The organism is Burkholderia sp. MR1-5-21 (genome assembly GCF_053427715.1).
In genome coordinates this window covers 22,879-49,797 of the sequence record NZ_JBSAXD010000030.1, presented here as the reverse complement: position 1 = coordinate 49,797, position 26,919 = coordinate 22,879, and the positions used below count along the sequence as shown (strand labels likewise).

The window sequence follows — 26,919 nt, the reverse complement described above, 5'->3', positions numbered from 1 at the left end:
TCAGTCCGGCTCGACCCATGCAGCGACGTCGACCGCACCGAGTTCGCGGCCACCGAGCACGAAGCGCGCACCGTCCGGCGCGGGCAACGTGCACGGCGCGTCGCCGTAGTTGAACGCGAACACGACGCGCCCGCGGCGGCGCAAGCGCACGCCGTCCGGCAGCGCGCGCACCTGCAGTCCGGCGTCGCGTGCGCAGCGGCCGACGATCGCGCGTAACAGCGCGCGATCGAAGCAGGCGGTCGCCATCGTCACGCGGCCGCGCCGCACGAGTGCCGGCACACCGTCGTCGCACGCCGCGAGCACGTCCATGCCGACCGCCGATTCGGTATCGACATGATCGCGCCATTTCAGCGCATGGCCGTCGACGCCGTCGAACGACACGCGCGGCGCGAGCGACGGCCGCAGCGACTCGACCTGGCCGATCCTCACCGGAAGCACGTCGCGCAGCTTGCCGGGCGCGAGGCCCGGCGCGATCGCGAATGCCGTGGTGCGCGAACCCGTGCGCGGCCCGAACAGCCACTGCGCATTGCCGTGCGCGGCCTGCTCGACGAGGCGATCCGCGACGACCGGCAGCGTCGGCGCAACGACGAGCGCATAACGCGACACGTCGCTATCGGCAGCGACGATGTCGACGTCGAGCCCCAGTTCGCGCAGCGCGTGGTACCAGTCGAACACATGCTGCTGATAGTCGAAATCGGCGCCGTGCGGTTGGATCCGGATCATCCAGTCGGCCTCATAGTCGAACAGCAGCGCCACGCGGGCCGGCTCGCGGGCCCCGGTGACGAGCGCGGGATCCAGCGCGGCCAGTTCTCGCGCGACGCGCGCCACTTCATGGCCGCCGGGCGACAGCCGGTCGTCCGGTGCATTGAGCCCCGAATGCAACTGCTCCTGTGCATGTGGGTACTGTCGCCAGCGGAAATACGACACGAGTTCCGCGCCATGCGCAAACGCCTCCCATGTCCACAGCCGTACCGCGCCGGCGTGCGGCACCGGGTTGTACGGCCCCCAGTTGACAGGGCCCGCCTGTTGCTCCATCACCCACATCCGGCCGTTTCCGACGCCGCGATACAGATCGTGCGAGAACGACGACACGTCCGGGTGGCCGGTGCGTGCCCAGCGTTGCTTGTCCGCTTCGTCGAACGGCAGCACTTCGGTGCGCGGCACCGGATAGCTGTCCCACGCGGCCACATCGAGGCCGCCGCGCGCGAATGCGTAGTGATCGAATTCGGTGAAGAAACCCATGAAGTTGTGCAGCACGTCGCGGCCCGGCGCGTGCGGACGGATCGCATCGACCTGCACCGCATGAAACCGCGCAACCTCGTCCGACTGATAACGCCGGAAGTCGAGCAGATGCGCGGGATTCGCATCGGTCGGTGTATGGCGCGGCAGTTCGATTTCGTCGAAGCTGCGATATTCCATGCTCCAGAACACGTTGCCCCACGCGCGGTTCAACGCGCCGATGTCGTCGTAGCGCACGGCGAGCCACGCGCGGAAACCTTCGAGCGCCGCACACGTATAGCTCGGCAGCGTATTGTGACAGCCGAGCTCGTTGTCGGTCTGCCATGCGATCACCGCCGGATGCGCGCCGTAGCGCCGCGCCATCGCGTCGACGATGCGCACGCAATGCTCGCGATACACGGGGCTCGCGATGTCGTAGTGGCGGCGCGAGCCGAACTGCCAGACCGCGCCGTCCGCGCCAACCGGCAGGATCTCCGGATGGCGATCGACGAGCCACTTCGGCGGCGCGGCGGTCGGCGTGCCGAGCACGATCTTCAACTGCCGGCTGGCGAGCGTGTCGATCGCTTCGTCGAGCCACGCCCAGTCGTAGCGGCCGGGCTCCGGCTCCATCCGGCTCCACGCGAATTCGGCGATCCGGACGCGGGTCAGGCCCAGTTCGGCCATCCGCCGCGCGTCGCGGTCCCATTGTTCGCGCGGCCAATGTTCGGGGTAGTAGCAAACGCCGAGGTGCATCGTGGATTCCTTGCAGAAGAAACAGGATTGGACGGATCAGCCCTTGGTCGCGCCGAACGTGAGCCCCGCGACGAAGTGCTTCTGCATCGCGAAGAACATCAGCACCGACGGCAGCGCGGCGAGTACCGAGCCGGCCGATACGATGTTCCAGGCTGTCGTCCATTGCCCCTTGAGCGCGGCGACGCCGACGGTGATCGGTGCCGCGTCGTCGCCTTGCGTGAGGCACAGCGCCCAGAAGTAGTCGTTCCACACGAACGTGAACACGAGGATCGCGAGTGCGGCGAGCGCCGGCCGCACGAGCGGCAGCACGACGCGCCAGTAGATCGCCCACTCGGACGCGCCTTCGACGCGCGCGGCCTCGATCAGCTCGAACGGCAGCTCGCGGATGAAGTTGCGCAGGAACAGCGTGCAGAAGCCGGTCTGGAATGCGGTATGGAACAGCACCAGCGCCCATACAGTGTTGTAGAGGCCGACGCCGAGCATGATCTGCCGCACCGGGATCATCAGGATCTGGATCGGCACGAAATTGCCGGCGACGAACAGCCCGAGCAGCACGAGGTTGCCGCGGAACCGGTAGTTCGCGAGCGCGTGGCCCGCGAGCGACGCGAGCAGGATCGACGCAGCGACCGACGGCACCGTGATCAGGATGCTGTTCGCGAAGTAATGCAGCATTGGCGTCTGCGTGAGCGCGGTGCCGTAGTTGTCGAGCAGCGCGGACTGCTTCGGCCAGTCCCAGTAGTGACCGGCCATGATCTCGTCGGTGGAGCGGATCGACGTGACGAGCACCGCGAGCAGCGGCACGAGCCACAGCACGAGCGCGCACGGCAACGACAGCCGGTACAGCACGCGGGCGGGACGTCCCCAGCGGGACACGGGCATCGGGTACATGTTCGCGATCCTTATGATTCGGCGCGCACCAGCTTGCGCAGTTGCCACACGATATAGACGAGCATGATCGCGAACAGCACGACCGCGATCGCGGCCGAATAACCTTCGCGGTAGTACTTAATCGCCTGGTCGACCATGAAGTACGCGAGCACGGTCGAACTGTCGAACGGTCCGCCGCCCGTCATCACCGAGATCAGGTCGAAGCTGCGCAGCGCGCCGATCACGGTCAGCACCACGGCCATGAAGGTCGCGGGCCGCAGCTGCGGCAGGATCACGTGCCACAGCAGCGTGAAACCGCGTGCACCTTCCATCCGGGCCGCTTCGACGATCTCGCCGTTGATGCCGGTGAGCCCGGTCAGATACAGGATCATGCAGAACGGAATCTGCGGCCAAAGCGCGGCGACGATCACGCCGTAGGTCGCATAGCGCGGATCGCCGAGCACCGGAATGCCGTGCCCGACGATCAGCTTCAGCAGCCCGAACGTCGGATCGTAGAACCACGAGAACACCAGGCCGACGACGACGCCCGGCAACACGAACGGCGCGAAGAACAGCGACTTCACGAGCCGGATCCCGAACACGTTCTGGTTCAGGTACAGCGCGAGCGCGAGACCGAGCGGCGGCGCGGCGAGGAACAGCGCGAGCCACAGCACGTTGTTCTTCAGGGCGACGTAGAACGTGTCGGACTGCAGCAGCTCGCGGTAATTGTCGAGCCCGGCGTACGTCATCGGCGTCATCCCGTCCCAGTGATGGAAGCTCAGCCAAATGCTGCTGACGATCGGATACAGCACGAACACGGTGAAGAGCGCGAATCCCGGCAATACGAACAGCAGGGCCGCGCGGTTGCGTCGGCGCGCGAGCGACGCACGCGCATGCCGCTGCGAGCCGGCATCGCGGCGCGCGGCGCTTTCGGACAGGCTGGTTGACATGAGGTGACCTTCGACGAAACGGGCGTGACGAACGAAACGGGCGTGACGGTAGCGACGTACCGGATCGGCATGGCCGGCCCGGTCGCGGTGCGTTACTTCCGGTAGATGCGCTTGCGCGTCTGCTCGAGGCGCTGCAGGATCGCATCGAGTTGCGTCGGGTCGGACAGGAACTGCTGCATCGCCTTCATCCCCTCGTCCGCCATTTCCTTCGTCATGTCGCGGTCGTAGAACTGCGCGATCCCGCCCGGGGTCGTCGCGAGCGTACGGAAGCCGATCTTCGAGATCGGGTCCTGCGGCTCGGGCGCCTTGTTGTTCGACGACAGCTGCCCCATCCCCTTCGCGAACTCGCCGTTGACCGCCGGTTGCCCCATGAACGCGAGGAAGCGGCGTGCATCCGTCTTGTTGTGCGCCTTTGCCGGGACAATCAACACGTTGACCGGGCCGTCCTCGGCAAGCGGCACCGACGCGTCGATCGCCGGGAAGCGGAAGAAGCCGATCGGGTTGCGCGTCGCGCTCAGCAGGCCCGCCGAATACCAGGTGCCCATCAGCGTCATCGCTGCCTGCCCGTTGACGATCAGCGGGCTCAGCGAATCGACGTCGTAGGACAGCGCGTTGTCGATGAAATACTTGTCGTCGATCAGCTTCTTCCATGCTGCGTACACGGCCCGCACGCGCGGATCGGTATATGCGACGTCGCCCGCCATCAGCTTCTGGTGGAACGCGTAGCCGTTGATCCGCAGATCGAGGTAGTCGAACCACGCGGCCAATGTCCACGCATCGCGCGCGGCCACCGCGATCGGCGCGATGCCGGCCGCCTTCAGCTTGCGGCACGCGTCGAGAAACTGCGCCCAGTCGGCCGGCTCGCCATGAATGCCTGCCTTCTCGAACAGGTCCTTGCGGTAGAACAGCCCGTACGCGTCATAGCCGAGCGGCAGACTGTAGAGCTTGCCGCCGTAGGTCGACGACTGCTTCACGGCCGCATACGTGTCGTTCCAGCCGTTCTTCTGCCAGTCCGCGCTCAGGTCCTCGATCAGCCCGCGCTTCGCGAAATACGCGAGCCGCTCGCCGTTGTTCCAGCTCAGCACGTCGGGCGGATCGGTCGCAAGCCAGCCGGACATCTGCACCTTGTACGCCTCCTCGCCGACGTAGCTGACCTTCAGGTCGACGTCCGGATTCGCCTTGTGGAACTGGTCGAACACCGCTTGCCACGTTGCGCGCTGGTTGCCGCGCGCGGCCACGTTCACCTTCAGCGTGCCCGCATCGGCCATCCCCGCAGCGCACGCCGCGGCGGTCGTCAGGGCAAGCAGCAGTCGGCTCGCACGAAATCTCATCGTTGTCTCCTGGTATTGGTGTGATGGATGCCGCGTCGCGCGCGGCGGATCGGCGCCGCGCCGCTACGCAAACGCCGCTTCGGCGTGGATGGCCGGCAACGCGATGCCGGCCTCGTCGAACAGATGGCAACACGACGGCGGCACGCGGAACGCATGCCGCTCACCGCGCCGCAACGCGGCCTGCCCCGGCATTTTCGCGAGCAGCGGCGCGCTACCGGGCTGGTCGAGATGCACGTAGGCGGCTTCGCCGAGCTGCTCGACGAGCGCGACGTCGCGCACGATCGCCGGCCGGTCGGCATCGCCGGACGCGGCGACCGTCAGATGCTCGGGACGAATCCCGAGCGTCACGCGTGCGCCGCTGCCGACGCGGCGCGGCAGCGGACGATCGCGCAGGGCCAGCGTTTCACCGGTGCCGTCCAGCCGCAGCCGGCAGCCGTGCGCATCGCCCGCTTCGACGACCGCCGGCAGGAAGTTCATCCGCGGCGAGCCGATGAAGCCCGCGACGAAGCGGTTGGCCGGCTGGTGATACAGCTCGAGCGGTGCACCGGCCTGCGCGATGCTGCCGAAGCGTGCGACGTCGTCGCCCGCGTGCAGCAGCACGATCCGGTCGGCGAGCGTCATCGCCTCGATCTGGTCGTGCGTCACGTAGACGGAACTCGATTGCGTGAAGCGTGCGTGCAGGCGAGCGATCTCGACGCGCGTCTGGCCGCGCAGCGTCGCGTCGAGATTCGACAGCGGCTCGTCGAACAGAAACACGCGCGGCTCGCGCACGATCGCGCGGCCGATCGCGACGCGCTGCCGCTGCCCGCCCGACAATGCCTTCGGCTTGCGATCGAGCAGCGCCTCCAGCTGCAGCACGCGCGCGGCCTCGGTAACCCGTCGACGGATTTCGTCCTTCGGCGTGCCGGCGATCCGCAGCCCGAAACCGATGTTGTCGAACACGGTCATGTGCGGAAACAGCGCATAGCTCTGGAACACCATCGCGACGCCGCGCTCGGCAGGTTGCGTGTCGTTCATCCGCACGCCGCCGATCCGCAGTTCGCCTTCGGTCACGTCCTCGAGCCCGGCGATCATCCGCAACAGCGTGGACTTGCCGCAACCCGACGGACCGAGAAACACGCAGAACTCGTGCGATGCGATCTCGAGGTTCACGTCGCGCAGCACCGGCGCATGGTCGCCGTAGCGCTTCGAGACGTCCTTCAATGAAATGGCGGTCATCGCGCTCTCCTCTCCTCGGTCAGGCGCTTCGGGTCGAGAAATTTAATCGCTTAAATTTCAGTGGCGCAGTTCGCCCGGTTCGCCGTACCATGTCGTCTCCTTGTCTGATGTGTCGAGAAATTAGCGTATCGCCTGTCCCTGTGCAACTTGTGGGACGTACTCCCAGAATATGAGCAGAAACTCCTCCGCTTCACTCCCGTCGCGCAGCGTTGCACGACCGGCCGGAGACCGCGCATGGTGACGCTCGCGCAAGTCGCGCAGCGCGCGAACGTCACCGCGGCGACCGTTTCGAACGTGCTGCGCAATCCGCAGAAGGTGAAGCCGGCGACCGTCGAGCGCGTGATGGCGGCGATCCGCGAACTCGGCTATCGGCCGAACCTCACTGCGCGAGCGCTGGCCGAGGGCCGCACGTCGACACTCGCGCTGATGCTGTCGAACATCACGAACCCGTTCTATCCGGAGTTCGTGCTGGCCGCCGAGCGCGAGGCGCGCAAGCGCGGCCATTACCTGCTCGTATCCAATACCGACGACGATCCGGCGATCACGCGCAACTACCTCGAACGGATCGCGGGAACGCTCGCGGCCGGCGCGATCGTGATGAACACCGATCTCGCCGAAGCCGAGCTTGCCGACATCGCGCGCCACGGCGCATCGATCGTGCTGTGCATGTGGGAGCACGTGCATGCGTCGCGCACGCTGCCGTGCGTGACCGTCGATTTCGCGGCGGCGGGCGCACTGGCGGCCGCACATCTGTCCGGGCTGCGGCATCGCGCGTTCGGCGCGCTCGTCGGCAAGGGCTCGGGCGGCCCGCAGTCGGTGCGGCTGCGCGGTTTCGCCAACGAACTCGCAGCACGGGGTCATCCGGTGGACGCGCTGACGACCGTGTCGGCGCACGATTCGATCGAAGGCGGTTATGAAGCGGCCGCCGCGCTGCTCAGAGAGAAGCCCGGCCTCACCGCGCTGTTCGCGACCAACGACCTGATGGCGATCGGCGCGATGCAGGCGGCCGCCGATCTCGGCCTGCGCGTGCCGGCCGATGTGTCGGTGGTCGGCATGACCGATATCCAGCTCGCCCACCAGTTTCGCCCTGCGCTGACGACGGTGCGGTTCCCGACGTCGCAGATCGCCGCGCGAGCAATTGCGCTGACGCTCGACATGATCGACGGAATCGAGCCGGCCGCAGCCGTGCATACGATCGGTACGCCGGAACTCGTCGTCCGCGAGTCGACGGCCACGGCGCCGGCCTGACAATCGGCGGGCGAGCGTGCCGAACGGAGCCCCCCCGCTTCCCCCGTCATCGCCGCCGTCCGGAATCCTGAAAGTTGCCTGCGGCAATTCACCGACCGCGCGCTTGTATTGAGCATGACCTGCAACCGCGACCGGCGCCGTGTCACTGCTCCGGCTCGATATAGGCAGCCAGTTCTTCGGGCCTGCCGGACGGAAAAGCCTCCTTCAGATGATCGAGAAGCACGGAAGCGCGCGTTCAAGGGCAACAAGTTCTGCCGCTCGACCAACGTTTCAGACTACTCGGGATTCAGCTGTCCAGTGACCTGCCAGGCATGCGTCAGGCAGCAGACCTCGCATCGCCCTGCCCGCGCCACGCCCGCGGCGACATCGCAAACCGCTCACGGAACGCACGACTGAAATGCGACATATCGTTGAATCCCCAGCGCAACGCGATGTCGGACACGCGCAGCACCGCGCATTGCGGATTCACGAGATCTTCCGCGCACCGTTCGAGCCGCAGGTTCCATACATAGCGCATCAGCGACGTGTCCTCCGCCTCGAACAGCTTGTTGATATACCGTGACGAAATCCCGATCGACTGCTCGATCATCATCGGATTCAGCTCCGGGTCGCGCAGGTGCTCGAGCAGATGGCGCTTCACGCGCGTGAGCGTCAGCGCCTTCATCCGCGACTGCGCGAGATCGTTGCGCTGCAGGCTCCCGAGCGTCATCGCGATCAGCGAGATCGCAGTATCCGACAACTGCAGCATCTCGTCCTCTGACACGTGGCGAATCTGCGACGACATCTGCTCGAGAAATCCGCGCATCACGCAGCCGACTCCCTGCCCAGTCGGAATCGGGCACGCGGTGCGGTGCTCCATCCCGACGACGAGCTGGTTCAGCGTCGTGCGCGGAATGCTGACGACGATCTCGCGCCACGACTGACCGAACTGCAGGTGATGCGGCCGCGTCGCGTCGTAAACCGCGAAATCGCCCGGACGCAGCGTGACGATCTTGCCGTCCTGCTCGACCGACTGGCTGCCCTCGAGCATCAGCACCGCGAAATACTTGTCCTCATACTCGCTGCGCGCCTGACGGTAGCGCCGAGTCACCGCCTGCTCGGTCGCATGGATATCCGAGATCCGCAATTTGTCGCACTTGCGCTGCCGTACCTGGCCGAAGAAATCGGCCTTCTGGACGGCCGCGATCTGCACGTCCGCGAACAGGCGCAGAATCATCTCGCGCCAGAATTCGATGCGCTGGCTGACCGAGCCGTCGGTCGCGACCTCGATCGACGAACTCGTCCATTCGAACGGAGCACCGCTGGGCGCGAGACCCGTGGCATCACCGTGCGCGGCGGGAGGGATCGAATGCTTCACCATGATCGTGTCCCAAATGAATGAGCGAACGGGCAACTGGTAGCGTGCCCGTTCAAAAACGCGTTGTCCAACCGATTCGACAGCTCACGCCGCGTTACCCGTCGGCGCGACACGTGGCGCCGCGGCGGTGCGCTGCCGAGCCGGGCGCGTCATGCGAACGCCGTCTGCTGCCAATCGGAAGATTGTTCATACGCATACGCGCATCGGTAGATCGTCGCCTCGTCGAAGCGACGCCCGACCAGTTGCAGCCCGATCGGCAGATCCTCGGCGACCCCGCACGGCAGCGACATCGCCGGATGCCCGGACACGTCGAACGGTGCGGTATTCGCGAGCATCTCGAATGCGCGCGTCAGCGATTCGGACATTGCGCAACCGGGTTCCGGCAGTTTCGACGCGCGTATCGGCACTGTCGGCATCAACAACAGATCGTACGATTGCAGCGCCGCGTCGTAATCCGCGCGCAGCCGCCGTGCGAGATTCTGGCACTTCGCGTAGTAGCGGCCGCGATACCGGCTGGTGAAATACTCGCCGAGCAGCATCGTCACCTTCACGGTATCCGGCAGCTCGTCGGCGCGTTCACGCCAGCCCGCGTGATGGTCGATCATGCCGGTCACGTACAGGCCGCCCCAGTTGAAGCCGTGACTGTTGCCCTTCATCATCTGCTGCGTCGCGCCCTCGGCCGCGATCGGCAGCCAGATCGCCGTGCCGGCCGCATGCAGCGGCACCGACACCTCGTCGACTCTCGCGCCAAGCTGGCGCAACCGGTGCGCGGCGACGAGCGCCGCCTCGTCGACGACCGCCTCCGAATTCGCGAGCCCGAACCCTTCTCGAAGGATCCCGATCCGCAGGCCGGCAATGCCGTCGCGGATCGCACCGAGATAATCGGCGCGCGGCGGCAGCGCCCGCTGGCGCGGATCCAGCCCGTCGTCGCCGGCGATCACGTCAAGCAGCAGCGCGTTGTCGAGCACGCCGTTCGTCATCGGCCCGAGGTGGTCGACGGTCGCCTCGATTGGCATCGCGCCGGTATACGGCACGAGCCCGTGCGTCGGCTTCATCCCGTAGATGCCGCAATATGCGGACGGAATCCGCACCGAGCCGCCCTGGTCGCTGCCGAGTGCCATGTCGACCTCGCCGCTCGCGACCAGCGCGGCGCTGCCGGACGACGAGCCGCCTGATGAATGTCCGGTCTTGCGCGGATTGCGCACCGGCCCGGACGTGCTCGTGTGCGAGCCGCCCGAAAAGCAGTAGTACTCGCACGTCGACTTGCCGGCGATCGTCGCGCCGGCGTCGAGCATTCGCGTGACGACAGTCGCGTCGATATCCGGCACGTAGCCCTCGAACGTGCTCGCGCCGTTGCGCATCGGCACGCCGGCGACGCAGATGTTGTCTTTCACGGCCACCGTCTTGCCGCGCAGCTTGCCGTCGGCGGTGCCGTGGATCGTGCTCTTGCGCGCCCACGCCCCATATTGGTTCTCGTCGCCTTCCGGGCGGTAGCCAGGCGTGCGTGGATACGCGACGGCTGGCAGATAGTCCGGCAGCGCGTCGATCGCGTCGTACGCGTCGAAATTTGCCTGCAGCGCATCGTCATAATCGGCGAGCTGCCGGAAATCGACATGGAAGCCGAAGCCGGCAGCGATGTCGGAAAGTTGTTCGCGGGTCGGGCGTTTGATGGCCATCGACGTTCTCCAGTTCGGTAAGGCGGCACCGCCCGTACTGCGCGGCGCCGGCACGATTCAGCGGGCGATGGCGACGGCGTCGCGCATCATCCCGGTTCGCGGATGGCAGTTCACGTATTCGTAGATCTGATGTTTCGCGTCGAATACGGATACCTCGTGGTACAGCCGCAGCTTTGACAGCCCGGTAACGACGCGGAAGAACGTAACGAAGATCCGCAGGTGCGTCGGATGGGATTCGGCCCAGCGCTCGAGGCGGTCCAGCGAGCGCCAGTGGCCGATGTTGTAGCTCTCGTCGAGCAGGTTGCCGTCGAGATCGATCGACTGCACGTAGCGGTTGCTGTAGCAGCCGACGTCGGCGCCGTTGTCGCGCAGGAATTCCATCCCGGCGCGAAGCGTCGGCTCGATCTCCTCGAGATACAGCCGGCGCTCGTCGTCCTCGGCCGCACGCCAGTCCTGCCCTGAGCGGATCAGCGCGATGTTGTCGTGCGCGAGGACGACAACACGGCCGCCGCGTGCCGGATCGCCTTCGACGATCCGTAGTTCACCGTCCGCGCACATCCAGTCGGTCTGCGAGATCGGAAACCGGTCGCGCATCGATCCCCAGTAGCCGTGTTCTTCGATCTCGCCGCTGACGCCGTCCATGATCGCGCCGACGCCGGGGAAATCATTCGCGAATGCATACAGTGTTTCGAACTGCTCCGCGCGCGGCGCGACGATTTCGCGAAAGTAGCCGATTCCGTCCGCCAGCCGCGCGTCGGACGCCCACCATTCGGCGACCGCCGGCGATGCGATCCAGCGCGCGTACGCGGCCGGATCGCGCCAGTAGCCGACGGCGATCAGGTTGTCAAAGCCCTGGTTGTCGGTGTGCTGCGTCAAGTCATGATTGCCCGGGCCGTCCGGCGCACCGAAATCGGCGATGATCCGGCGCAGCCCGGCCAATGCGGCGGCGCGCTTCTCGGCGCCGCGATACTGCACGCCGAAATATCCCATTACGACCTGGCTGAGGTCTTCGGCCGCACGGGCGACATACATCGGAAACGGCGGTTGGTAATCGTCGGCGACGCGGCGCGTCAGCGTGCGCGGACAGATCAGGTGCTTGTCGATGGCGGATTCCATGCATGGCCTCACTGAAAAAGAAGTCGAATGTCGACGAATCGACGATCAGGAAAACGAATAGATATGCATCGGATGGGACTCCCGGCGTCGTCTCATCGTTAGAAGATGTGCGCGTAGCGGAGGCCGACGAGCAGGCTGTCCTTCGGCCCATTGCGCACGCTCAGATCGGTGCCGAGCTGGATCTGCACCTGGTCGGCCTTCGTCACGAACTTCGACGCTGTCACCCGCATCCGCGTCGTACGCAGCGCGTCGTGGCTGTCGACCCCGTCGATGCTCGTCTCGCCACCCCAGAGTTGCGTGATGCCGACGCCGAGTGACGTACCCGGATCCGGCATGTAGCGAACCATCGCCTGCGCGCTGTAGCTCATCCGCTGATGCAGCGTCGCGCCGCTCGCGCCGTACGACGTGTTGTTGCCGTACCAGATCGCGTCGCCGACGAGATCGAGCGCCCACTGCGGCGAAAAATGCTTCACGTACGCAGCCTGGAAGTCGAGCGACCAGCGGTGCGCGCCGAGATTGAGATTGTGGTTCTGGTCATAGCTTCCGGTCGGCGCGTAGACGTAGACGGTCGCGGCGGCGACGTCCTTTGCATCGTTCAGGCGGAATTTCAGCGGCGCGGTGAGGATCACGTCGCCGACACCGGTCGTGCTGCCGAGCGCGCTCGCATTGCCGAAGCCGCTGACGTGACCGAACGGCAGCAGCACCTGCGGATCGATCGTCAGGCGGTCGGTAATCTGGAACACGTGCAGCAGGCGCGCAATGCCGATGTTCGACTGCAGGTCGAAATCCGACGTCTTGTGACCGTTCGCGTAGTACGCGTTCGTCGTCGAATAGTCGTAGTACAGCACGCCGATCGTTGCGCCGACCGGGTACTGCTCGTAGTCGCCCGGATCGACCTCGACCGCGCCCGCGTAATGCGACGCGACCACCAACAGCGATGTGCCGATCCAGCGCGCAATTCGCTTCAGTTTCGTTTTGTTGACGTTGTCCATCGTGCCCCTTACCTGGATGCGCAGACACCATCGCGGCCAACGTGCGACGAACGCGCGCCGTTGCCAGACGCCGGAGTCGTGGTGTGCTGCATGGCTGTTATCCGTCGGCACGTTTTGCACGCCGACGTTTCGCGACACCGAACGGCAGTCGCTTGAGGGGGAGAATAGGAAGGCAAAATCTGCGATTCTGTTTTCCCGCGGAACAAGAAATTGGCTGTGGCGGGCTTCTGCGGCCAGTGCCATGCGGCGGCAACAAGGCGAGGCGTGGCCGCCGCCGTTTCGTGCGGGTATTGCGACGCATGCGGCCGCCTGTGCGCGGGTGCCCTGTCGATTCAGCGGATCTCCCGCACCGGTTACGCGTCGCCGTCCGTCGCGCGCCGGATCCGTCTCAGCATAGTTTCAGATCCGTGCCGGCAAAGAACCGCGCTTTTTCTCTTCTTACCCTGCTCGTCAAGCGTGACCGACACGATGCGTCCGCACCCCGCCACGGAAGCAGCGACGACGTGGCGGCGGTCAACCCGAACCACCACAAGGAGCCCCACGATGAGCGCGAACCCCTCCGCGGAAACAGCCTCGACGCCCGGCGAACGTGCCTGGGCGCTGTTTCGCGTGATGAAAGAGAAGAACCTGATCCCCGACGGCTATATCGAAGGCCTGACGGAACTCATGTCCACGACTTGGGATCCGGCCAACGGCGCGCGCATCGTCGCGCGCGCGTGGGTCGATCCGGCGTTTCGCGAGCGACTGCTGAAGGACGGCACTGCCGCGTGCGCGCAGTTCGGCTACACGGGCCCGCAGGGCGAATACATCGTCGCGCTCGAAGATACGCCGACGCTGAAGAACGTGATCGTGTGCAGCCTGTGCTCGTGCACGAACTGGCCGGTGCTCGGGCTGCCGCCCGAGTGGTACAAGGGCTTCGAATACCGCGCGCGGCTCGTCCGCGAGGGGCGCACGGTGCTGCGCGAACTCGGCACCAACCTGCCCGACGACGTCGTCGTGAAGGTCTGGGACACGACGGCCGAAAGCCGCTATCTCGTGCTGCCGGTGCGGCCCGCCGGCAGCGAGCACATGACCGAGGAACACCTGCGGACGCTCGTCACGAAAGACGTGCTGATCGGCATCGCACTGCCGCGCGCGAGCTGATCCGCGCCGCGCTCCCCTATCGACCTTCATCTCGGAGATCACACATGGACGGCTTTCATGACCTCGGCGGATTCCAGGGCTTCGGCCGGGTGCCGCACATGATCAATAGTCTCGGCTACAAGCCAGTCTTCAAGGAAGATTGGGAACATCTCGCGTACAGCCTGATGTTCGTCGGCGTCGATCAACTGAAAAAATTCAGCGTCGACGAAGTGCGTCACGCGGTCGAACGGATCGACGTGCGTCAGCACGTCAGTACGCGCTACTACGAGCGCTACGTGATCGCGACCGCGACGCTGCTCGTCGAAACCGGCGTGCTGACGCAGGACGAACTCGACCGCGCGCTCGGCTCGCATTTCCGGCTCGCGAACCCATCACATTCCGCCGGCCGAGCGGCGCCTGCCGGCTCGACGCGGTTCCAGGTGGGCGATCGCGTGATCGTCCGCGACGACTACGTGAGCGGGCACATCCGCACCCCGGGCTACGTGCGCGGCAAGGAAGGCGTCGTGCTGCACCGGACGAGCGAATCGTGGCCGTTCCCGGACGCGATCGGCCATGGCGACACCAGCGCCGTGCATCAGCCGACCTATCATGTCGAATTCTGCGTGAAGAACCTGTGGGGCGACGCCGCCGACGACGGCTACGTCGTAGTCGACCTATTCGAAGGCTATCTGGATCGCGCGCCGGGGACGCCCGCATGACTTCGCCGGCCAATTGGGCCGCGCCGGCCGACCCGCCGGTCCGGATCCCGGTGACGGTGCTGTCCGGGTTCCTCGGCGCCGGGAAGACGACGGTACTGAACCACATCCTGCGCAACCGCGCCGGCCTGAAGGTCGCCGTGATCGTCAACGACATGAGCGAAGTGAACGTCGACGCCGACGACGTACGACGCAACGTCGAGCTGCATCGTGGCGAGGACGAACTGGTCGAGATGAGCAACGGCTGCATTTGCTGCACGCTGCGCGCCGATCTGCTCGAGCAGGTGAGCACGCTCGCGCGGCATCGGCGCTTCGACTACCTGCTGATCGAGTCGACCGGCATCTCGGAGCCAATGCCGGTCGCGGAGACGTTCGCGTTCCTCGACCGCGACGGCTTCTGCCTCAGCGAATTCGCGCGACTCGACACGCTCGTCACGGTCGTCAACGGTGAGACGTTCGAGGACATGGTCGCGTCGGCGGAACCGGTCGCGCGCGACGCCGCGCTCACGAACGGCAGCGACGCCGGGCCGCCGCGCAACCTGTCGGACCTGCTGATCGAACAGGTCGAGTACGCGAATGTGATCCTCGTCAGCCGGTTCGACCGGATCGGCGACGAGGGTTTCGACAGGCTGCGCGCGGTACTCGCGTCGCTGAATCCGTCCGCGCGGATCCTGCCGATGCGACACGGTGAAATCGATCCGTCAGACGTGCTGGACACCCGGCGCTTCGATCTGCCGGCGCTCGTCAAATCGCCGGGGTGGATGCAACGCATGCAGATCGACGAGCGTCCGTCTGAATCGGATTCGTACGGGATCGCGTCGTGGGTCTATCGCGAACGGGCGCCGTTTCATCCGGCGCGCCTGCTCGCATGGCTGAGCCGACCGTGGGCCAACGGCCGGCTGCTGCGCTGCAAGGGCTATGTCTGGGCCGCCCACCGCCATGCCGAGATCGGCATGCTCGTGCAGACGGGCGGCCGGTTCCAGTGGGGTTACGTTGGCCGCTGGTGGCGATTCGTTCCGCGGTCTGACTGGCCACGCGACGACTATCGCCTCGATGGTGTGCTGGAAAAATGGGAGGAGCCAGCCGGCGATTGCCGGCAGGAGATCGTGTTCATCGGGCAGGGAATCGATTACGTGCAGTTGCGGCGTGAACTCGATGCGTGTCTGCTGACGGTCGGGGAAATCGACGCGGGACGGGAGTCGTGGGCGCGGCTTCCGGAAGCCGACGCGTTCGACTCGCTCGCCGGAATTTTCCTATCTCGTAGCTGACGATGCGTGAATCTCCAGCGTGCGCGTTCGCCCTACGTCGGTCAGGCTCATAGGCCCCCAAACTCGAGAATCGAGCGCGCGCCTCACGGATCGAGTTCAACGTCGGCCCGGCGGTTTTGCGCTCGACCAACTGCTGTCGCATTGGTTGCGACTGGGTTGGCCGGGCCGTGGCCTGCGATGGTCGCCGTCTGCGATTTCACGCCGTGCTCGCCAAGATAGCGCGCGATTTCCGGGCAGGACGGTATCGAACGGAGCAAGGTGCCGCGGTTCTTCGATGCCTGATTTCGCCCGGCGGCTCAGTCGTCAAAATTGGCTCGGAAGTCGGCCGTATAATCCTGGCCGCCGTAATAGACGCCGAGGACTGCCACCTGCTCACCCGTGATCCGATAGGCAATTACGGTGCGCCCACGGTAATTCGTCACGCGCAAGCCGTCGAGCAGGTCATCGCGCGGCACACCGCGGGCCGGGAAATGCGCTAGCGGCTCGCAGCAAGTCACGATGGCATCGACATAGCCAGCGGCGTGCGCGGCGCACCCGCGGCGGCGATCGCGTCCTCGAGCTCGGCCAGCTGATCCCGCGCCTCGGGCGAGAAGACCACGCGATAGGTCGGGCCGCTCAACGCGACGACCCACGGCGCCGGGCGAGGGATGCGCGGACGTCGGCGGGCGACAGCGCGCGCGACGGATCAGCGTCGAGTGCCGCGGCTGCCGGCACAACAGCCGCGCGGAGCCACGCATCGATCGCCCGGTCGCGCGCGGCGAGGGCGCGCAGCGCGTCGCGGATGACTTCCGACTCGGTCGCATATTCGCCGCTGGCGACCCGCTCGCGCACGCTGTCCGCCATTTCGTTCGGGAGCGTGATGCTCATCTGCTGGGTGGTCCGCATTGCAGTTCTCCGAATTGGGTAGGATTTAATCCTACTCCACACCATTATCGCGGTCATGCGCTTGACTAGTTAATGGGTGCTCCCCGGCAGACAGATGAGACTGCCCAGCTTTTGCAGACTCCCCGGGTTTCGCATCCTAGTTCCGGGGCAGCGCGACATGCGTTGCGTCATCTTTTGATATCGTTAAAACATCGAAAACATTTCGACATAACTAAACTTATCAATATTTTAGGGTCGCATCGTATTTCTTTTGCATACAATGATTTCGCTCGGACAAAGCCGCGCAGTTTTTGTGTTCGTCACCCTGTTCGCCATTGGTGTCGAGTTTTGCGCGTGACCGGCTCAATGGCGCTGGGTAAACAGGCGCACGAGTTCGTCGCGTAACGACGAGACATCGAGGAGATGCCGAGCGCGCGTCGCCGCCACGTACAGCAATCGCATTTCGTCGTCGTCCATCGTCAGGCGTCCGTCGAGCATCTTGAAGCGGAAGTCGTTCGCAATCTTCACCCGTTTCCACTCGAGCCCTTTCGACCGGTGAACGGTTGAGATCACATAGTCTGCGTTGGCCTGGGGTGTGACGCGTCGCGCTAGCGCGCGCAGATAGCCTGTCCCACACTCATCGACGATCTGGACGATCGGTAGCAGGTCGCTCCCCACGGCGCTGCGCGCGAATGATTGAGCATCCTGCCACGTTTCGAACAGCGAAAATGCCGCGGGGCGAAATGCTCGTCGGCCGGCGAGCAATTGGTCGGCGCCGTCTGCGTATGCTTCAATCTCGGCGGGACTCATGCGGATCGCGGGTCGATGACCCGATTCGAGGCCGGCGGCCAATTGCCAGATCGCCGTCACATTCTTCCGGCACAAAACCGCATCGACCGGTGGAGCGATGTTCGGATCCTCGACCAGGATGGAGCCGATGTTGTGCTGACCACGTATGGGCGTCGTCTCGCCCAGCAGAGCGAGAATACGACTGGCGAGCACCGCCAACGTCGAACCGAAGCGGAACGATTCCGTGAGCGCGCGCTCGGGGGCGGCGATCTGGGCCATGGCGTTGACCGCGCCGCGCCACTCATAGATCTGCTGGTAGGGATCGCCGACGTAAATGATCTGTGCGTGGTGCTGGCGGCCGAGCACCGACAGCATGACGCCATCACTATCTTGCGCCTCGTCAAACAGGATGAAGTCCGCATCGATGCGCGGGTCCGCTTGTGCCCAGACTTTCAGCAACACATCGGGCGTAACGGCGCTTTGCCCTCGCGGGTCGGTGCTCTCCTCCCACAGGCGGACGACATGGGGAAGCAACCATTCGCGCAACGAGGCGGCCGCCTTGTCGTCGATCTTTTCGTCGACAGGAATGTGCGCAGTCTCCGGACGCAGCTGTGCCGAGCGACAAAACATGCCGAGACCATCGGCAATCATTTGGCCGATCTCGAACGGCACGACTTCTACGGGCTTGCCGTTGACGTTGGGTACCCGTACGGGGCCAAGCCGATAGCGGGCGGCAAGTTCATGCGGTGGTTCGACCGGGAGCTTCATCCGACTGCGCAATGCCGACGTGACGGATGCATAGGCGTGTGCGTGCATCGTGCGCGATCGGACATTCGGCGGAAATCCTCTGCGCGCATGGTCAGCGATTTCCCTGTTGAATGCGAGATAGCTGCCGCGCTTGCCGGCGAGTTGATCCGCAACCAGCCGGAGCGTCGACGTCTTGCCGGCGCCGGCATAGGCCTTGATTTTCAGGTTACCTCCCCGCGCGACCGCATCGACGATCGCGTACTGTTCTGCAGTCGGCTTGAACATACGGGACATGGCGGGTGACGAGGATTGAGAACGGAATGGCCGAATAGTGTATCGCGTCGTCGAACGCGAACCAATCCGGGCACAGGGAAGAGCAGTCGAACAATCCACTCGCCAACCGGCAATTCCACTTCCTCGGTCATTTCCCTGTTTTCGTCTACAACAACGACATCTGTCCGCCGATGCTATCGCGAGTGTCGCGGTCGCCTTCCTCTGTAGCAATGCTCGGTCGCCTTGCAGACTCCGTGTTCCGACCTACCTCCGCAGCCACTTCTCCCCGTCGATACTCGCGGCCCCACTCGGGGCTAAGTACATCGGACGAGAGCAACACGCCCGGCGCAATCTGAACGAGGTGACTCATCGGCGGAATGTCCTATACGGGTTGAACGTCGAAGTGCGCGGCGGCGTAGCGCGCGTTGCAGTTCCACACCTCGACTCCGTCGTGGGTGAACGTTGACCACCCGTCTGTCACGGTCATCGTTGCTCTGGGGAACACGGCACCGTGCCCATTTGCAGTTGCTCCGAGTATGGTGCGCTCCCGGCCCGTTGCGCAGTACTCACCGTCGACCAGCATGCCGTCGTTCTGTTTGCTCTCCATCCTGTCTTCTTCTGCAGGTCAGCGATCGTTCGTTGTGCTGACTTCAATGCTGCGTCTGAGTCCACAAGCCGGGACTTCCATTTGAAGCCAACAATGCTTCCTTCCTCGAAGCCGGCCCACCCGCTCCATGTTCCATCAACAGGTACTCCCATGCGCGCAGCACGCTCTTGTATTTTCCTGGCCACCATTGTGTGAGGGCGCAAGATGGCTGAGCTTTGGGAATGGAACGGAAGCTGCGAAGGGCATAGTCATCTGCCCGACGTCGCAATTAACCCGCGAGATCGATTCGTCCGATCGCGAGTTAGGTGGGACGGATTGGGTATCAGGCGTGCGCGGTGCTGCTGGCTCGGGTGCGGCCCTTGGAGGTCGCGCTGCTCGCTCGCTTCGCGACTGGCCTTGCTTTCTTCGCCACTACGGCCTTCGTCGCGGTCTTAGCCTTGGCTTTCGCCTTCAGCGTTGCTTCGGGCTTTGCCAGCGTGAGATGCAGGCCCATCGCCCCGATCACCTTCATGATCGTCGCGAACTCGGCATTTCCCTTGTTGGAGAGCGCACGGTACAGCGCTTCACGCGCGATGCCCGACTCGCGCGCAAGTGCCGTCATGCCACGTGCCTTGGCAACGTCACCAAGTGCCGCTTGAATCTCGACCGGATCTCCGCCTTCAAACGCTTGTGCGAGGTACAGACGGTAATCGTTTTCATCCTTCAGGTACTTCGACGCGTCAAACTCCATCAACTCGCTAACTTTCATGTCAAATCTCCAACTCTTTCGCGATGGCCCTGGCGCGCTTGATGTCTGCGGCCTGCGTGGACTTGTCGCCACCGCACAAGATGATCACCAGCACGTCGCCATGCTGCGTGAAATAGACACGGTAGCCCTTGCCTACATCGATCTTCATCTCCGAGACGCCGTCGCCTACCGCACGCCAGTGTCCAAGATTGCCTAGCCTTGCCCGGTTGAGCCGACCGACGATCGCCGTCGCGGCCTGGCGGTCTCGCACGCGGGAGAGCCAAGTGTCAAACTCGGGCGTAATGATCAGCTTCGTCATGTCCCAATTGTAACCCATAGGTTACGGCATATCAAACGCCCGCGCCGCATTCCGAGAGCATTGCAACCACTCCTGCACGACGTTGATAAACTTCCAGATCTGCTGCGCGGCTTTGTCGCGGACATTGCGACCGACTTCGGACTTGAATGGAACTGTTGTGCGCACATCCCAAATCAATACTTTACACAATGATATTTTTAGGGTCGGATATATTTTATCCTTGTATCGCGCACAACATGCCTGGTGAGCAAACGTCCTGACGAGACTGCCATTTCAGTCGTCAAATTCGCACACGCCGTGTCCTGAGCGTCGCCGACGGCGACTCCCCGAACGCGCGCTTGTATTCGAGCGAGAAGCGTCCGAGGTGCGCGAATCCCCATTTCAGCGCAATGTCCGTCACCGACCCGAGTCCTGGTGCCTCATCGCTGAGCAGCTCCTCGCGCACGTGCTGCAACCGAAGCTGCCGCACGTAAGCCATCGGCGTCGTGCCATGACGATTCCTGAACCCGGCAAACAGCGTGCTCGCGCTGACGCCCGCGAGTTCGGCGAGTCGTTCGATCGTCAGCGATTCATGGAGGTGGGCACGGATGTACTCCTCGACGCGCCGCACGTAGAACGGCGCGAGTGCCACCGGCATGAGTCGCGCACCGGTCCTCGCGCTATTCGGCTGGCCGTAAAGCAGAATGTTGAGCAACGTCGATTCGAGCTGTTCGAGTGCCAGCGGATGACGCAACGGATGCGTGTCCATTGCGATCACGTCGGCGAGCATCGGCAGCAGTTGCGTCAGACACGTCCCCTGCGATGAAGACAACAGGAACTCCGGATCGAACTCGATCGGCGCGCGCCGGTCGTCGCCGAAATGTCGCGCCGCATGCCGTTCCAGCACCCCGCGCTCGATGCGCAGGATCGCCTGCGGACAGGCATCGCCCCAGCGCATTTTCAGCGACAGCGTCGGCGAGATCAGCGACGCCGCGCTCGGCGACGAAATGAAGTGCTTCGAGCCGCACTCGATCTCGGCATGGCCCCGTAGCGGGATCTGCAACAGAAAGAAGTTCTCGAGTGGCCCCGGCTCGATGCTGACTTCACTGCCGTAATCGAGCAGATTCAGCGACAGGTCGCCCCAGCGCGCGTGATACAGGCAACTGTGCAACTGGCGCGAATGGCCGGTCAGCGTCAGCCGGTGTGGCTTGAACACGTCCCCGACTCGCGCGCGCACCTCGTCGAAATCGTTCGACTGCAGCAGCAGGTTGCCCTGGTTGAAACAGGCGGCCTCGGCAAGCCAGCCCGTTCCGGAAAAATGCGCCATCGAAGTTCTCCCGTGATGCTCGATTGCACGCGCGCAGTGCATGCGTTCCCGATCCGTCGAATCCCGTCGCACGATCCGGATAACGTCCGGAGTATCCGGACAGTCCAGCCCGGTAGAACGAAATTCCCGAACTGATAACGCAAGAAGCGAACCATTCGCGCATCGTAGAAAACTGCGCAGTGTGGCCGTATCCGCACATACCCGCAGTTCGACACGTCACCGAGCGGGTCCGGCCACCGGATCGTCAGGTTTCCGGAATTCGTGGACAGCGGCCGAAGAAAGCGGATAGAAGCGCCGGTTTCGTCCACCAATACTAGGCCCGTCACAAACATGAACGATGGAGGGGCACATGAAAGGACGGCATATCGACATTCCATCGCCGGACGGCGGAACGTTGCGCGCATACCTGAGTACGCCAGCTGCCGGGAAGGGACCGGGCATCGTGCTGTGTCACGAGATCTTCGGGGCAACCGCGACGATGCGCGAAGCGGCCGACTACTACGCCGAGGAAGGCTATACGGTGCTCGTGCCCGACCTGTTCTGGCGCCAGTCTCCCGGCATCGAACTGGGCGACTCTCCGGCCGATTTCGAGCGCGCGATGGCACTTTACCGGCAATACGACGAGAGCAAGGGGATCGAGGACATCGGCGCGGCACTGAGCGTGCTGACGCGACTGCCGGAATGCACCGGCGAGGCCGGCGTGCTCGGCTACTGCCTCGGCGGCAAGCTCGCCTACCTCGCTGCGTGTCGGCTGCCGGGCGTGGCCTGCGCGGTCAGTTATTACGGCGTAGGCATCGAGCATGCGCTGGATGAGGCTGCTCACCTGCGCGGGCGTCTCGTGCTGCAGATCGCCGGACAGGATCGCTTCTGCCCGCCCGAGTCACAGCAGCGTATCGCCGAAGCGCTGTCCGGACGCGACGACGTCGAGGTGTACGTCTATCCCGGTGTCGATCATGCATTCGCGCGCGTCGGCGGCGACCACTGGGACAAGGCGGCCGCGGTGATGGCGCATCAGCGCGCGATCGCCGCGTTCCGCCGGACGCTCGGCCCGAACTACGACCTGTCCGCGCTTTGGGAAGTCCATCTAAAGCACGAATTCGACACGCGCAACGTCGACGCAACGATGGCCACGATGGTCGCCGAGCCCTACGTGAACCATATTCCGACGCTCACCGGCGGCGTCGGCCGCGAGGAACTCAAGCGTTTCTACACGCACCACTTCGTGCACGCGAATCCGCCTGACACCACGATCACGCCAATCTCGCGCACGATCGGCGCAAGCCAGATCGTCGACGAACTGCTGTTCTGCTTCACGCACACCACCGAGATCGACTGGATGCTGCCAGGCGTCGCGCCGACCGACAGGCGCGTCGAGATACCGCTCGTTGCGATCGTCAAGTTTCGCGGCGACAAGCTCTATCACGAGCACATCTACTGGGACCAGGCCAGCGTGCTCGTGCAGATCGGGCAGCTCGATTCCGCCGGCCTGCCGGTCGCGGGTGTCGAAACGGCCCGCAAGCTGCTCGACGAAACGGTTCCGTCGAACGGACTGATGCGCCGCTGGCAGGACAGCGCGCCGTCGCCGGACACCCATTGACCCTGCCCTACCCTCACTCACCGTTTCCGGGAGTCACCCCATGACTGTCCTTGCTGGCAAAGTCGCGATCGTCACCGGCGGCGCCACGCTGATCGGCGCCGCTGTCGCGCAGGATCTGTGCCGCGCCGGTGCGCGCGTCGCGGTGCTCGACCTCGATGTGCACAACGGCGCGCGCGTCGCGGAATCCCTCGGCGCACACGGAATGTTCATCGCCACCGACATTACTGACGACCACGCGATCGAACGCGCGGTCTCGGCCATCGTCGAGCGGTTCGGCGCGATCGACCTGCTCGTCAATCTGGCCTGCAGCTACGTCGACAACGGCATCCAGGCGAATCGCCACGACTGGCTCGCCGCGATGGACGTCAATGTGGTCTCTGCCGCGATGCTGACGAAGGCAGTGCATCCGCTCATGGTCCGGCGCGGCGGCGGCGCGATCGTCAACTTCAGTTCAATCTCTGCGCAATGCGCGCAAACCGGCCGCTGGCTCTATCCGACGTCCAAGGCGGCGATTCGCCAGCTCACGCGCAGCATGGCGATGGATCTCGCACCCGATCGCATTCGTGTCAACTCGGTGTCGCCGGGATGGACCTGGTCGCGCGTGATGGAGGAACTGACCCACGGCGACCGCGCGAAAACCGATCGCGTTGCCGCGCCGTTCCATCTGCTCGGGCGCGTCGGCAACCCGTCGGAAGTCGCGAAGGTGGTCACGTTCCTTTGCAGCGACGCCGCGAGCTTCGTGACCGGCGCCGACTACACGGTGGACGGCGGCTATTCCGCAATGGGCCCGGAGCAGGCGGTGCCGGCTATTCCGCGGCTGGCCGAATGAGCGCAGCCCGCGGCCGGCCATCAATCACATTCCGATTCGAATGCCATCAATCAAGGACTTTCTCATGAGACGCATTGCCATCGTCGGCGCCGGTCAGTCCGGCCTGCAACTCGCATTTGCCCTGCTCGACCAGGGCTTCCAGGTCACGCTCGCGACCAACCGCGACGCGGAGCAGATCCGCACCGGCAAGGTCATGTCGAGCCAGTGCATGTTCGATACCGCGCTGCAGATCGAGCGCGATCTCCGCCTGAACACGTGGGAGGAAGCCTGCCCTTCCGTCGAGGGCATCAGCCTCGCGGTGCCGCATCCGGACGGCAACGGCCTGAAGGCGATCGACTGGTCGTCGCGGCTGACCCGCTATGCGCAGTCTGTGGACCAGCGCATCAAGATGGCCGCCTGGCTCGACACCATTCGGCACCGTGGCGCGGACGTGCGCATCTGCGACGTCGGCGTGCCCGAGCTCGAGGAACTGGCCCGAAGCCACGATCTCGTGCTGCTGGCGGCCGGCAAGGGAGAAATCGTCAACCTGCTCGGTCGCGACGACGCGCGCAGCGCGTTCGACCGCCCGCAGCGCGCGCTCGCCCTCACCTACGTGAAAGGCATGACGCCGAGCCAGCCGTATTCGCGCGTGCGTTTCAACCTGCTGCCGGGCATCGGCGAGTATTTCGTGTTCCCCGCGCTGACCACGAGCGGCCCGTGCGAAATCATGGTGTTCGAAGGTATTCCAGGCGGCCCGCTCGACTGCTGGGCCGACGTGAAGACACCCGAGCAGCATCTCGACAAAAGCCTGTCGTTCCTGCAGCAATACCTGCCGTGGGAATTCGAGCGGTGCCGCGACGTCGCGCTCACCGACCCGAACGGCACGCTGTCCGGGCGCTTCACGCCGACAGTACGCAAGCCGTTCTTCCGCCTGCCGTCGGGCCACACGGTGTTCGGCATGGCCGATGCCGTGGTGGTCAACGACCCGATCACCGGCCAGGGATCGAACAATGCCGCGAAATGCGCGAAGGTGTATTTCGATGCAATCCTCTCGCGCGAATCCGCGCCGTTCAGCGAAGACTGGATGCAGGACACCTTCGAACGCTATTGGGCCTACGCGCAGTATGTCGTGCGCTGGACCAACTCGCTACTCACGCCGCCGCCGCCGCACATCCTCGAACTGCTCGGCGCAGCCGGTCGATTGCCGTCGCTCGCCGCGTTGATCGCCAACGGTTTCGACGACCCGCGCCAGTTCTCGCCGTGGTGGTTCGATCCGTCGGCCTGTGCGGCGCTGATCCGCGAACACAGTGCGCGTTCGGAGTGAACGACATGGAAACCACCGTCATGCACGATCGCGACATCGACGCCCGACCCTGTGTCGACCCGGCGCAATTGCGCGCCGCATTCGGGCAGTTCCCGACGGGCGTCACCGTGATCACCACGCGCGCGGCCGACGGACGCAAGGTCGGCCTCACGGCCAACTCGTTCTCGTCGCTGTCGCTAGACCCGCCCCTCGTGCTCTGGAGCCTCCGTAAAGCCGCGCCGAGCTTCGCGGATTTCATTGCCGCCACCCATTTCGCGATCAACATTCTCGCGCACGATCAGATTGACCTGTCACGCCGCTTTGCGACACCCCACGCCGACAAGTTCGAAGGGGTGCTTCACGTGACGTCCGGCGCAGGCGGCATGCCCTGCCTCGAAGGCGCGAGCGCGCGGTTCGTCTGCCGCAACGTCAGCCAGTGCGAAGGCGGCGATCACCTGATCTTCATCGGCCAGATCGAGCAATTCGATGCGTTCGGCAAGGCGCCGCTGGTGTTCCACGCGGGGCAATACCGTGCAATCGCGGCTCACCCAGCTCTTTCTTGCTCGATTTGATTAGTCATGCAAATAAATGTGCGGGAGGTAGTTCAAATGAAGCGCCGATTTCGTCCGCTTGCCATTGCAGGCCTCGTGCTGTCTTGCATTGCCGGAACGGCGCCAGCCGAGGCCGCCGATTTGCCAAGCGTCAACCTGGGCATGACCAGCTTCCTCGATGGCATGCCGCCGGCCGACTCCGGCTGGTACGGCACACAGTACCTTGAGTACTACACGGCCGGCCGCATCAACGACAACGCGGGCAACAAGATCGGCCTGCCGAAGCAGGATGTCGACCTGTTCGCCGGATTGAGCCAGCTCGTCTATCAGTCGCCGCTGACATTCGCGGGGTTGCATCCGGGCCTCGACGTGATCCTGCCGTGGGTCGCGTCCGTGCATACGGACGACGGGATCGGCAACGTAGCGCTGAATTCGCGTGCCGGTTTTGGCGACCTGCTGATCGGCCCGTTCATCCAGTTCGATCCGGTCATGGGCGCGCATGGTCCGCGCTTTGCACAACGCGTGGAATTTCAGTTCATCGCGCCCACAGGCGCATACGATCCGACACGGGCCATCAACCCAGGCAGCCATTTCTGGTCGTTCGACCCGTACTGGGCGGCCACCCTCTGGCTGACGCCGAAGTGGACCATGTCATGGCGCCTGCACTATCTGTGGAATGCGACCAACCATCGTCCGTCGACTTCGTTCGGCCCGGACGTGGCGTCGACCCAGGCGGGCCAGGCAATCCATGCGAACTTCGCGACGGAATACGAGGTTCGCCCCGGTCTGCGTTTGGGTGTCAACGGCTACTGGCTGCGCCAGACCACCGATATGAAGGAAAACGGCCAGAACGTGCCAGGCACGCGCGAAGCCGTGTGGGCAATCGGACCCGGCGCGATGGTCAGCTTCTCGCCGCAGGATCATCTGATGTTCAACGCGTACTTCGAGGTCTATGCGCGCAACCGGCCGCAAGGCACGCGTATGGTGTTGCGCTATGTGCACCACTTCGAATGACGCACGAACCGGATCTTTCCACTTCTGGCTGGCCCGGTTTCCTGGGCCAGCCCCATCGGCGTCAATGCGCGCCGCCGTATGCAAAATAATTCTATATATCGATTTTATCGGGTCAGCATACATTTTTTGCGCCACGCGCAAAAATTGTCACTGATTGGGCGGCGGACGCGTCCATTTTGCAG

Annotated in this window: 25 protein-coding genes and 1 pseudogene; 9 read left to right on the top strand and 17 right to left on the bottom strand. The window is 64.5% G+C overall.

Annotated features, from left to right (window positions below; genetic code table 11):
- The 5 genes from ACV229_RS31505 to ACV229_RS31485 form a co-directional block, all read right to left on the bottom strand.
- Positions 1 to 1,971 carry a beta-galactosidase gene (locus ACV229_RS31505; protein WP_448086995.1) on the bottom strand — a complete coding sequence of 657 codons (1,971 nt, stop codon included), beginning with the start codon at positions 1,969 to 1,971 and terminating at the stop codon, positions 1 to 3.
- A gap of 36 nt (positions 1,972 to 2,007) precedes the next feature.
- Complete coding sequence (locus tag ACV229_RS31500) at positions 2,008 to 2,859, bottom strand: carbohydrate ABC transporter permease (protein WP_448086994.1); 852 nt, start codon at positions 2,857 to 2,859, stop codon at positions 2,008 to 2,010.
- Between the two features lie 11 nt (positions 2,860 to 2,870).
- The gene (locus ACV229_RS31495; RefSeq protein ID WP_448086993.1) at positions 2,871 to 3,788 is read right to left on the bottom strand and encodes a carbohydrate ABC transporter permease; all 918 of its coding nucleotides are present in this window, start codon (positions 3,786 to 3,788) and stop codon (positions 2,871 to 2,873) included.
- Positions 3,789 to 3,880: 92 nt separating this feature from the next.
- Positions 3,881 to 5,119, bottom strand: coding sequence for an ABC transporter substrate-binding protein (locus ACV229_RS31490; protein ID WP_448086992.1), 1,239 nt, complete (start codon positions 5,117 to 5,119; stop codon positions 3,881 to 3,883).
- Positions 5,120 to 5,182: 63 nt separating this feature from the next.
- A complete protein-coding gene (locus ACV229_RS31485; protein WP_448086991.1) occupies positions 5,183 to 6,337 on the bottom strand; it encodes an ABC transporter ATP-binding protein in 1,155 nt (384 codons plus the stop codon).
- 234 nt (positions 6,338 to 6,571) lie between these two features.
- Between ACV229_RS31485 and ACV229_RS31480 the strand changes: the two genes are divergently transcribed.
- Positions 6,572 to 7,585 (top strand): LacI family DNA-binding transcriptional regulator, encoded by a 1,014-nt coding sequence (locus ACV229_RS31480; RefSeq protein ID WP_448086990.1) that lies wholly within the window; start codon positions 6,572 to 6,574, stop codon positions 7,583 to 7,585.
- Positions 7,586 to 7,901: 316 nt separating this feature from the next.
- Here ACV229_RS31480 and ACV229_RS31475 read toward each other — a convergent pair whose 3' ends face one another.
- From ACV229_RS31475 to ACV229_RS31460, 4 genes are all read right to left on the bottom strand, one after another.
- The gene (locus tag ACV229_RS31475; protein ID WP_448086989.1) at positions 7,902 to 8,945 is read right to left on the bottom strand and encodes an AraC-like ligand-binding domain-containing protein; all 1,044 of its coding nucleotides are present in this window, start codon (positions 8,943 to 8,945) and stop codon (positions 7,902 to 7,904) included.
- A gap of 146 nt (positions 8,946 to 9,091) precedes the next feature.
- Positions 9,092 to 10,618 carry an amidase gene (locus tag ACV229_RS31470; protein ID WP_448086988.1) on the bottom strand — a complete coding sequence of 509 codons (1,527 nt, stop codon included), beginning with the start codon at positions 10,616 to 10,618 and terminating at the stop codon, positions 9,092 to 9,094.
- A gap of 57 nt (positions 10,619 to 10,675) precedes the next feature.
- Entirely contained in the window at positions 10,676 to 11,734 is a 1,059-nt protein-coding gene (gene oxdA, locus ACV229_RS31465) for an aliphatic aldoxime dehydratase (protein WP_448086987.1), read from the bottom strand.
- 98 nt (positions 11,735 to 11,832) lie between these two features.
- A complete protein-coding gene (locus ACV229_RS31460) occupies positions 11,833 to 12,726 on the bottom strand; it encodes a transporter (RefSeq protein WP_448086986.1) in 894 nt (297 codons plus the stop codon).
- Positions 12,727 to 13,269: 543 nt separating this feature from the next.
- Here ACV229_RS31460 and nthA point away from each other — a divergent pair.
- The 3 genes from nthA to ACV229_RS31445 are packed head-to-tail and all read left to right on the top strand — an operon-like array spanning position 13,270 to position 15,832.
- The gene (gene nthA, locus ACV229_RS31455; RefSeq protein WP_448086985.1) at positions 13,270 to 13,869 is read left to right on the top strand and encodes a nitrile hydratase subunit alpha; all 600 of its coding nucleotides are present in this window, start codon (positions 13,270 to 13,272) and stop codon (positions 13,867 to 13,869) included.
- A 44-nt stretch (positions 13,870 to 13,913) separates the two neighbouring features.
- Positions 13,914 to 14,567 carry a nitrile hydratase subunit beta gene (gene nthB, locus ACV229_RS31450; protein ID WP_448086984.1) on the top strand — a complete coding sequence of 218 codons (654 nt, stop codon included), beginning with the start codon at positions 13,914 to 13,916 and terminating at the stop codon, positions 14,565 to 14,567.
- On the top strand, positions 14,564 to 15,832 hold the full coding sequence (locus ACV229_RS31445) for a GTP-binding protein (RefSeq protein ID WP_448086983.1): 1,269 nt from the start codon (positions 14,564 to 14,566) through the stop codon (positions 15,830 to 15,832). The genes nthB and ACV229_RS31445 overlap by 4 nt, the downstream gene beginning before the upstream one ends.
- Positions 15,833 to 16,128: 296 nt before the next feature.
- Here ACV229_RS31445 and ACV229_RS31440 read toward each other — a convergent pair whose 3' ends face one another.
- The 8 genes and pseudogenes from ACV229_RS31440 to ACV229_RS31405 all read right to left on the bottom strand — a co-directional run bounded on the left by ACV229_RS31440 (position 16,129) and on the right by ACV229_RS31405 (position 21,464).
- The gene (locus ACV229_RS31440; RefSeq protein ID WP_448086982.1) at positions 16,129 to 16,329 is read right to left on the bottom strand and encodes a type II toxin-antitoxin system RelE/ParE family toxin; all 201 of its coding nucleotides are present in this window, start codon (positions 16,327 to 16,329) and stop codon (positions 16,129 to 16,131) included.
- Positions 16,326 to 16,451 (bottom strand): hypothetical protein, encoded by a 126-nt coding sequence (locus tag ACV229_RS31435; RefSeq protein WP_448086981.1) that lies wholly within the window; start codon positions 16,449 to 16,451, stop codon positions 16,326 to 16,328. The genes ACV229_RS31440 and ACV229_RS31435 overlap by 4 nt, the downstream gene beginning before the upstream one ends.
- On the bottom strand, positions 16,448 to 16,717 hold the full coding sequence (locus tag ACV229_RS31430) for a type II toxin-antitoxin system ParD family antitoxin (RefSeq protein ID WP_448086980.1): 270 nt from the start codon (positions 16,715 to 16,717) through the stop codon (positions 16,448 to 16,450). The genes ACV229_RS31435 and ACV229_RS31430 overlap by 4 nt, the downstream gene beginning before the upstream one ends.
- Positions 16,718 to 17,059: 342 nt before the next feature.
- Positions 17,060 to 18,526 (bottom strand): ATP-binding domain-containing protein, encoded by a 1,467-nt coding sequence (locus tag ACV229_RS31425; RefSeq protein WP_448086979.1) that lies wholly within the window; start codon positions 18,524 to 18,526, stop codon positions 17,060 to 17,062.
- Between the two features lie 361 nt (positions 18,527 to 18,887).
- Positions 18,888 to 19,112 carry a hypothetical protein gene (locus ACV229_RS31420; protein WP_448086978.1) on the bottom strand — a complete coding sequence of 75 codons (225 nt, stop codon included), beginning with the start codon at positions 19,110 to 19,112 and terminating at the stop codon, positions 18,888 to 18,890.
- 415 nt (positions 19,113 to 19,527) lie between these two features.
- Positions 19,528 to 19,860, bottom strand: a pseudogene (locus tag ACV229_RS31415) (addiction module antidote protein); the annotation flags it as partial.
- A 1-nt stretch (position 19,861) separates the two neighbouring features.
- Positions 19,862 to 20,158: a type II toxin-antitoxin system RelE/ParE family toxin gene (locus ACV229_RS31410; RefSeq protein ID WP_448086977.1), complete on the bottom strand. Its 297-nt coding sequence runs from the start codon at positions 20,156 to 20,158 to the stop codon at positions 19,862 to 19,864.
- A 280-nt stretch (positions 20,159 to 20,438) separates the two neighbouring features.
- The gene (locus ACV229_RS31405; RefSeq protein ID WP_448086976.1) at positions 20,439 to 21,464 is read right to left on the bottom strand and encodes an AraC family transcriptional regulator; all 1,026 of its coding nucleotides are present in this window, start codon (positions 21,462 to 21,464) and stop codon (positions 20,439 to 20,441) included.
- A 349-nt stretch (positions 21,465 to 21,813) separates the two neighbouring features.
- On the opposite strand from ACV229_RS31405, the gene ACV229_RS31400 reads away from it, so the two are divergent.
- The 5 genes from ACV229_RS31400 (at position 21,814) to ACV229_RS31380 (ending at position 26,737) form a co-directional block, all read left to right on the top strand.
- The gene (locus ACV229_RS31400; RefSeq protein ID WP_448086975.1) at positions 21,814 to 23,061 is read left to right on the top strand and encodes a dienelactone hydrolase family protein; all 1,248 of its coding nucleotides are present in this window, start codon (positions 21,814 to 21,816) and stop codon (positions 23,059 to 23,061) included.
- Between the two features lie 40 nt (positions 23,062 to 23,101).
- Positions 23,102 to 23,890: an SDR family oxidoreductase gene (locus tag ACV229_RS31395; protein ID WP_448086974.1), complete on the top strand. Its 789-nt coding sequence runs from the start codon at positions 23,102 to 23,104 to the stop codon at positions 23,888 to 23,890.
- A gap of 64 nt (positions 23,891 to 23,954) precedes the next feature.
- Positions 23,955 to 25,193, top strand: coding sequence for a styrene monooxygenase/indole monooxygenase family protein (locus tag ACV229_RS31390; RefSeq protein ID WP_448086973.1), 1,239 nt, complete (start codon positions 23,955 to 23,957; stop codon positions 25,191 to 25,193).
- A 5-nt stretch (positions 25,194 to 25,198) separates the two neighbouring features.
- Positions 25,199 to 25,744 carry a flavin reductase family protein gene (locus ACV229_RS31385; RefSeq protein ID WP_448086972.1) on the top strand — a complete coding sequence of 182 codons (546 nt, stop codon included), beginning with the start codon at positions 25,199 to 25,201 and terminating at the stop codon, positions 25,742 to 25,744.
- 36 nt (positions 25,745 to 25,780) lie between these two features.
- A complete protein-coding gene (locus ACV229_RS31380) occupies positions 25,781 to 26,737 on the top strand; it encodes a SphA family protein (RefSeq protein WP_448086971.1) in 957 nt (318 codons plus the stop codon).
- The last annotated feature ends 182 nt before the right edge of the window (positions 26,738 to 26,919 follow it).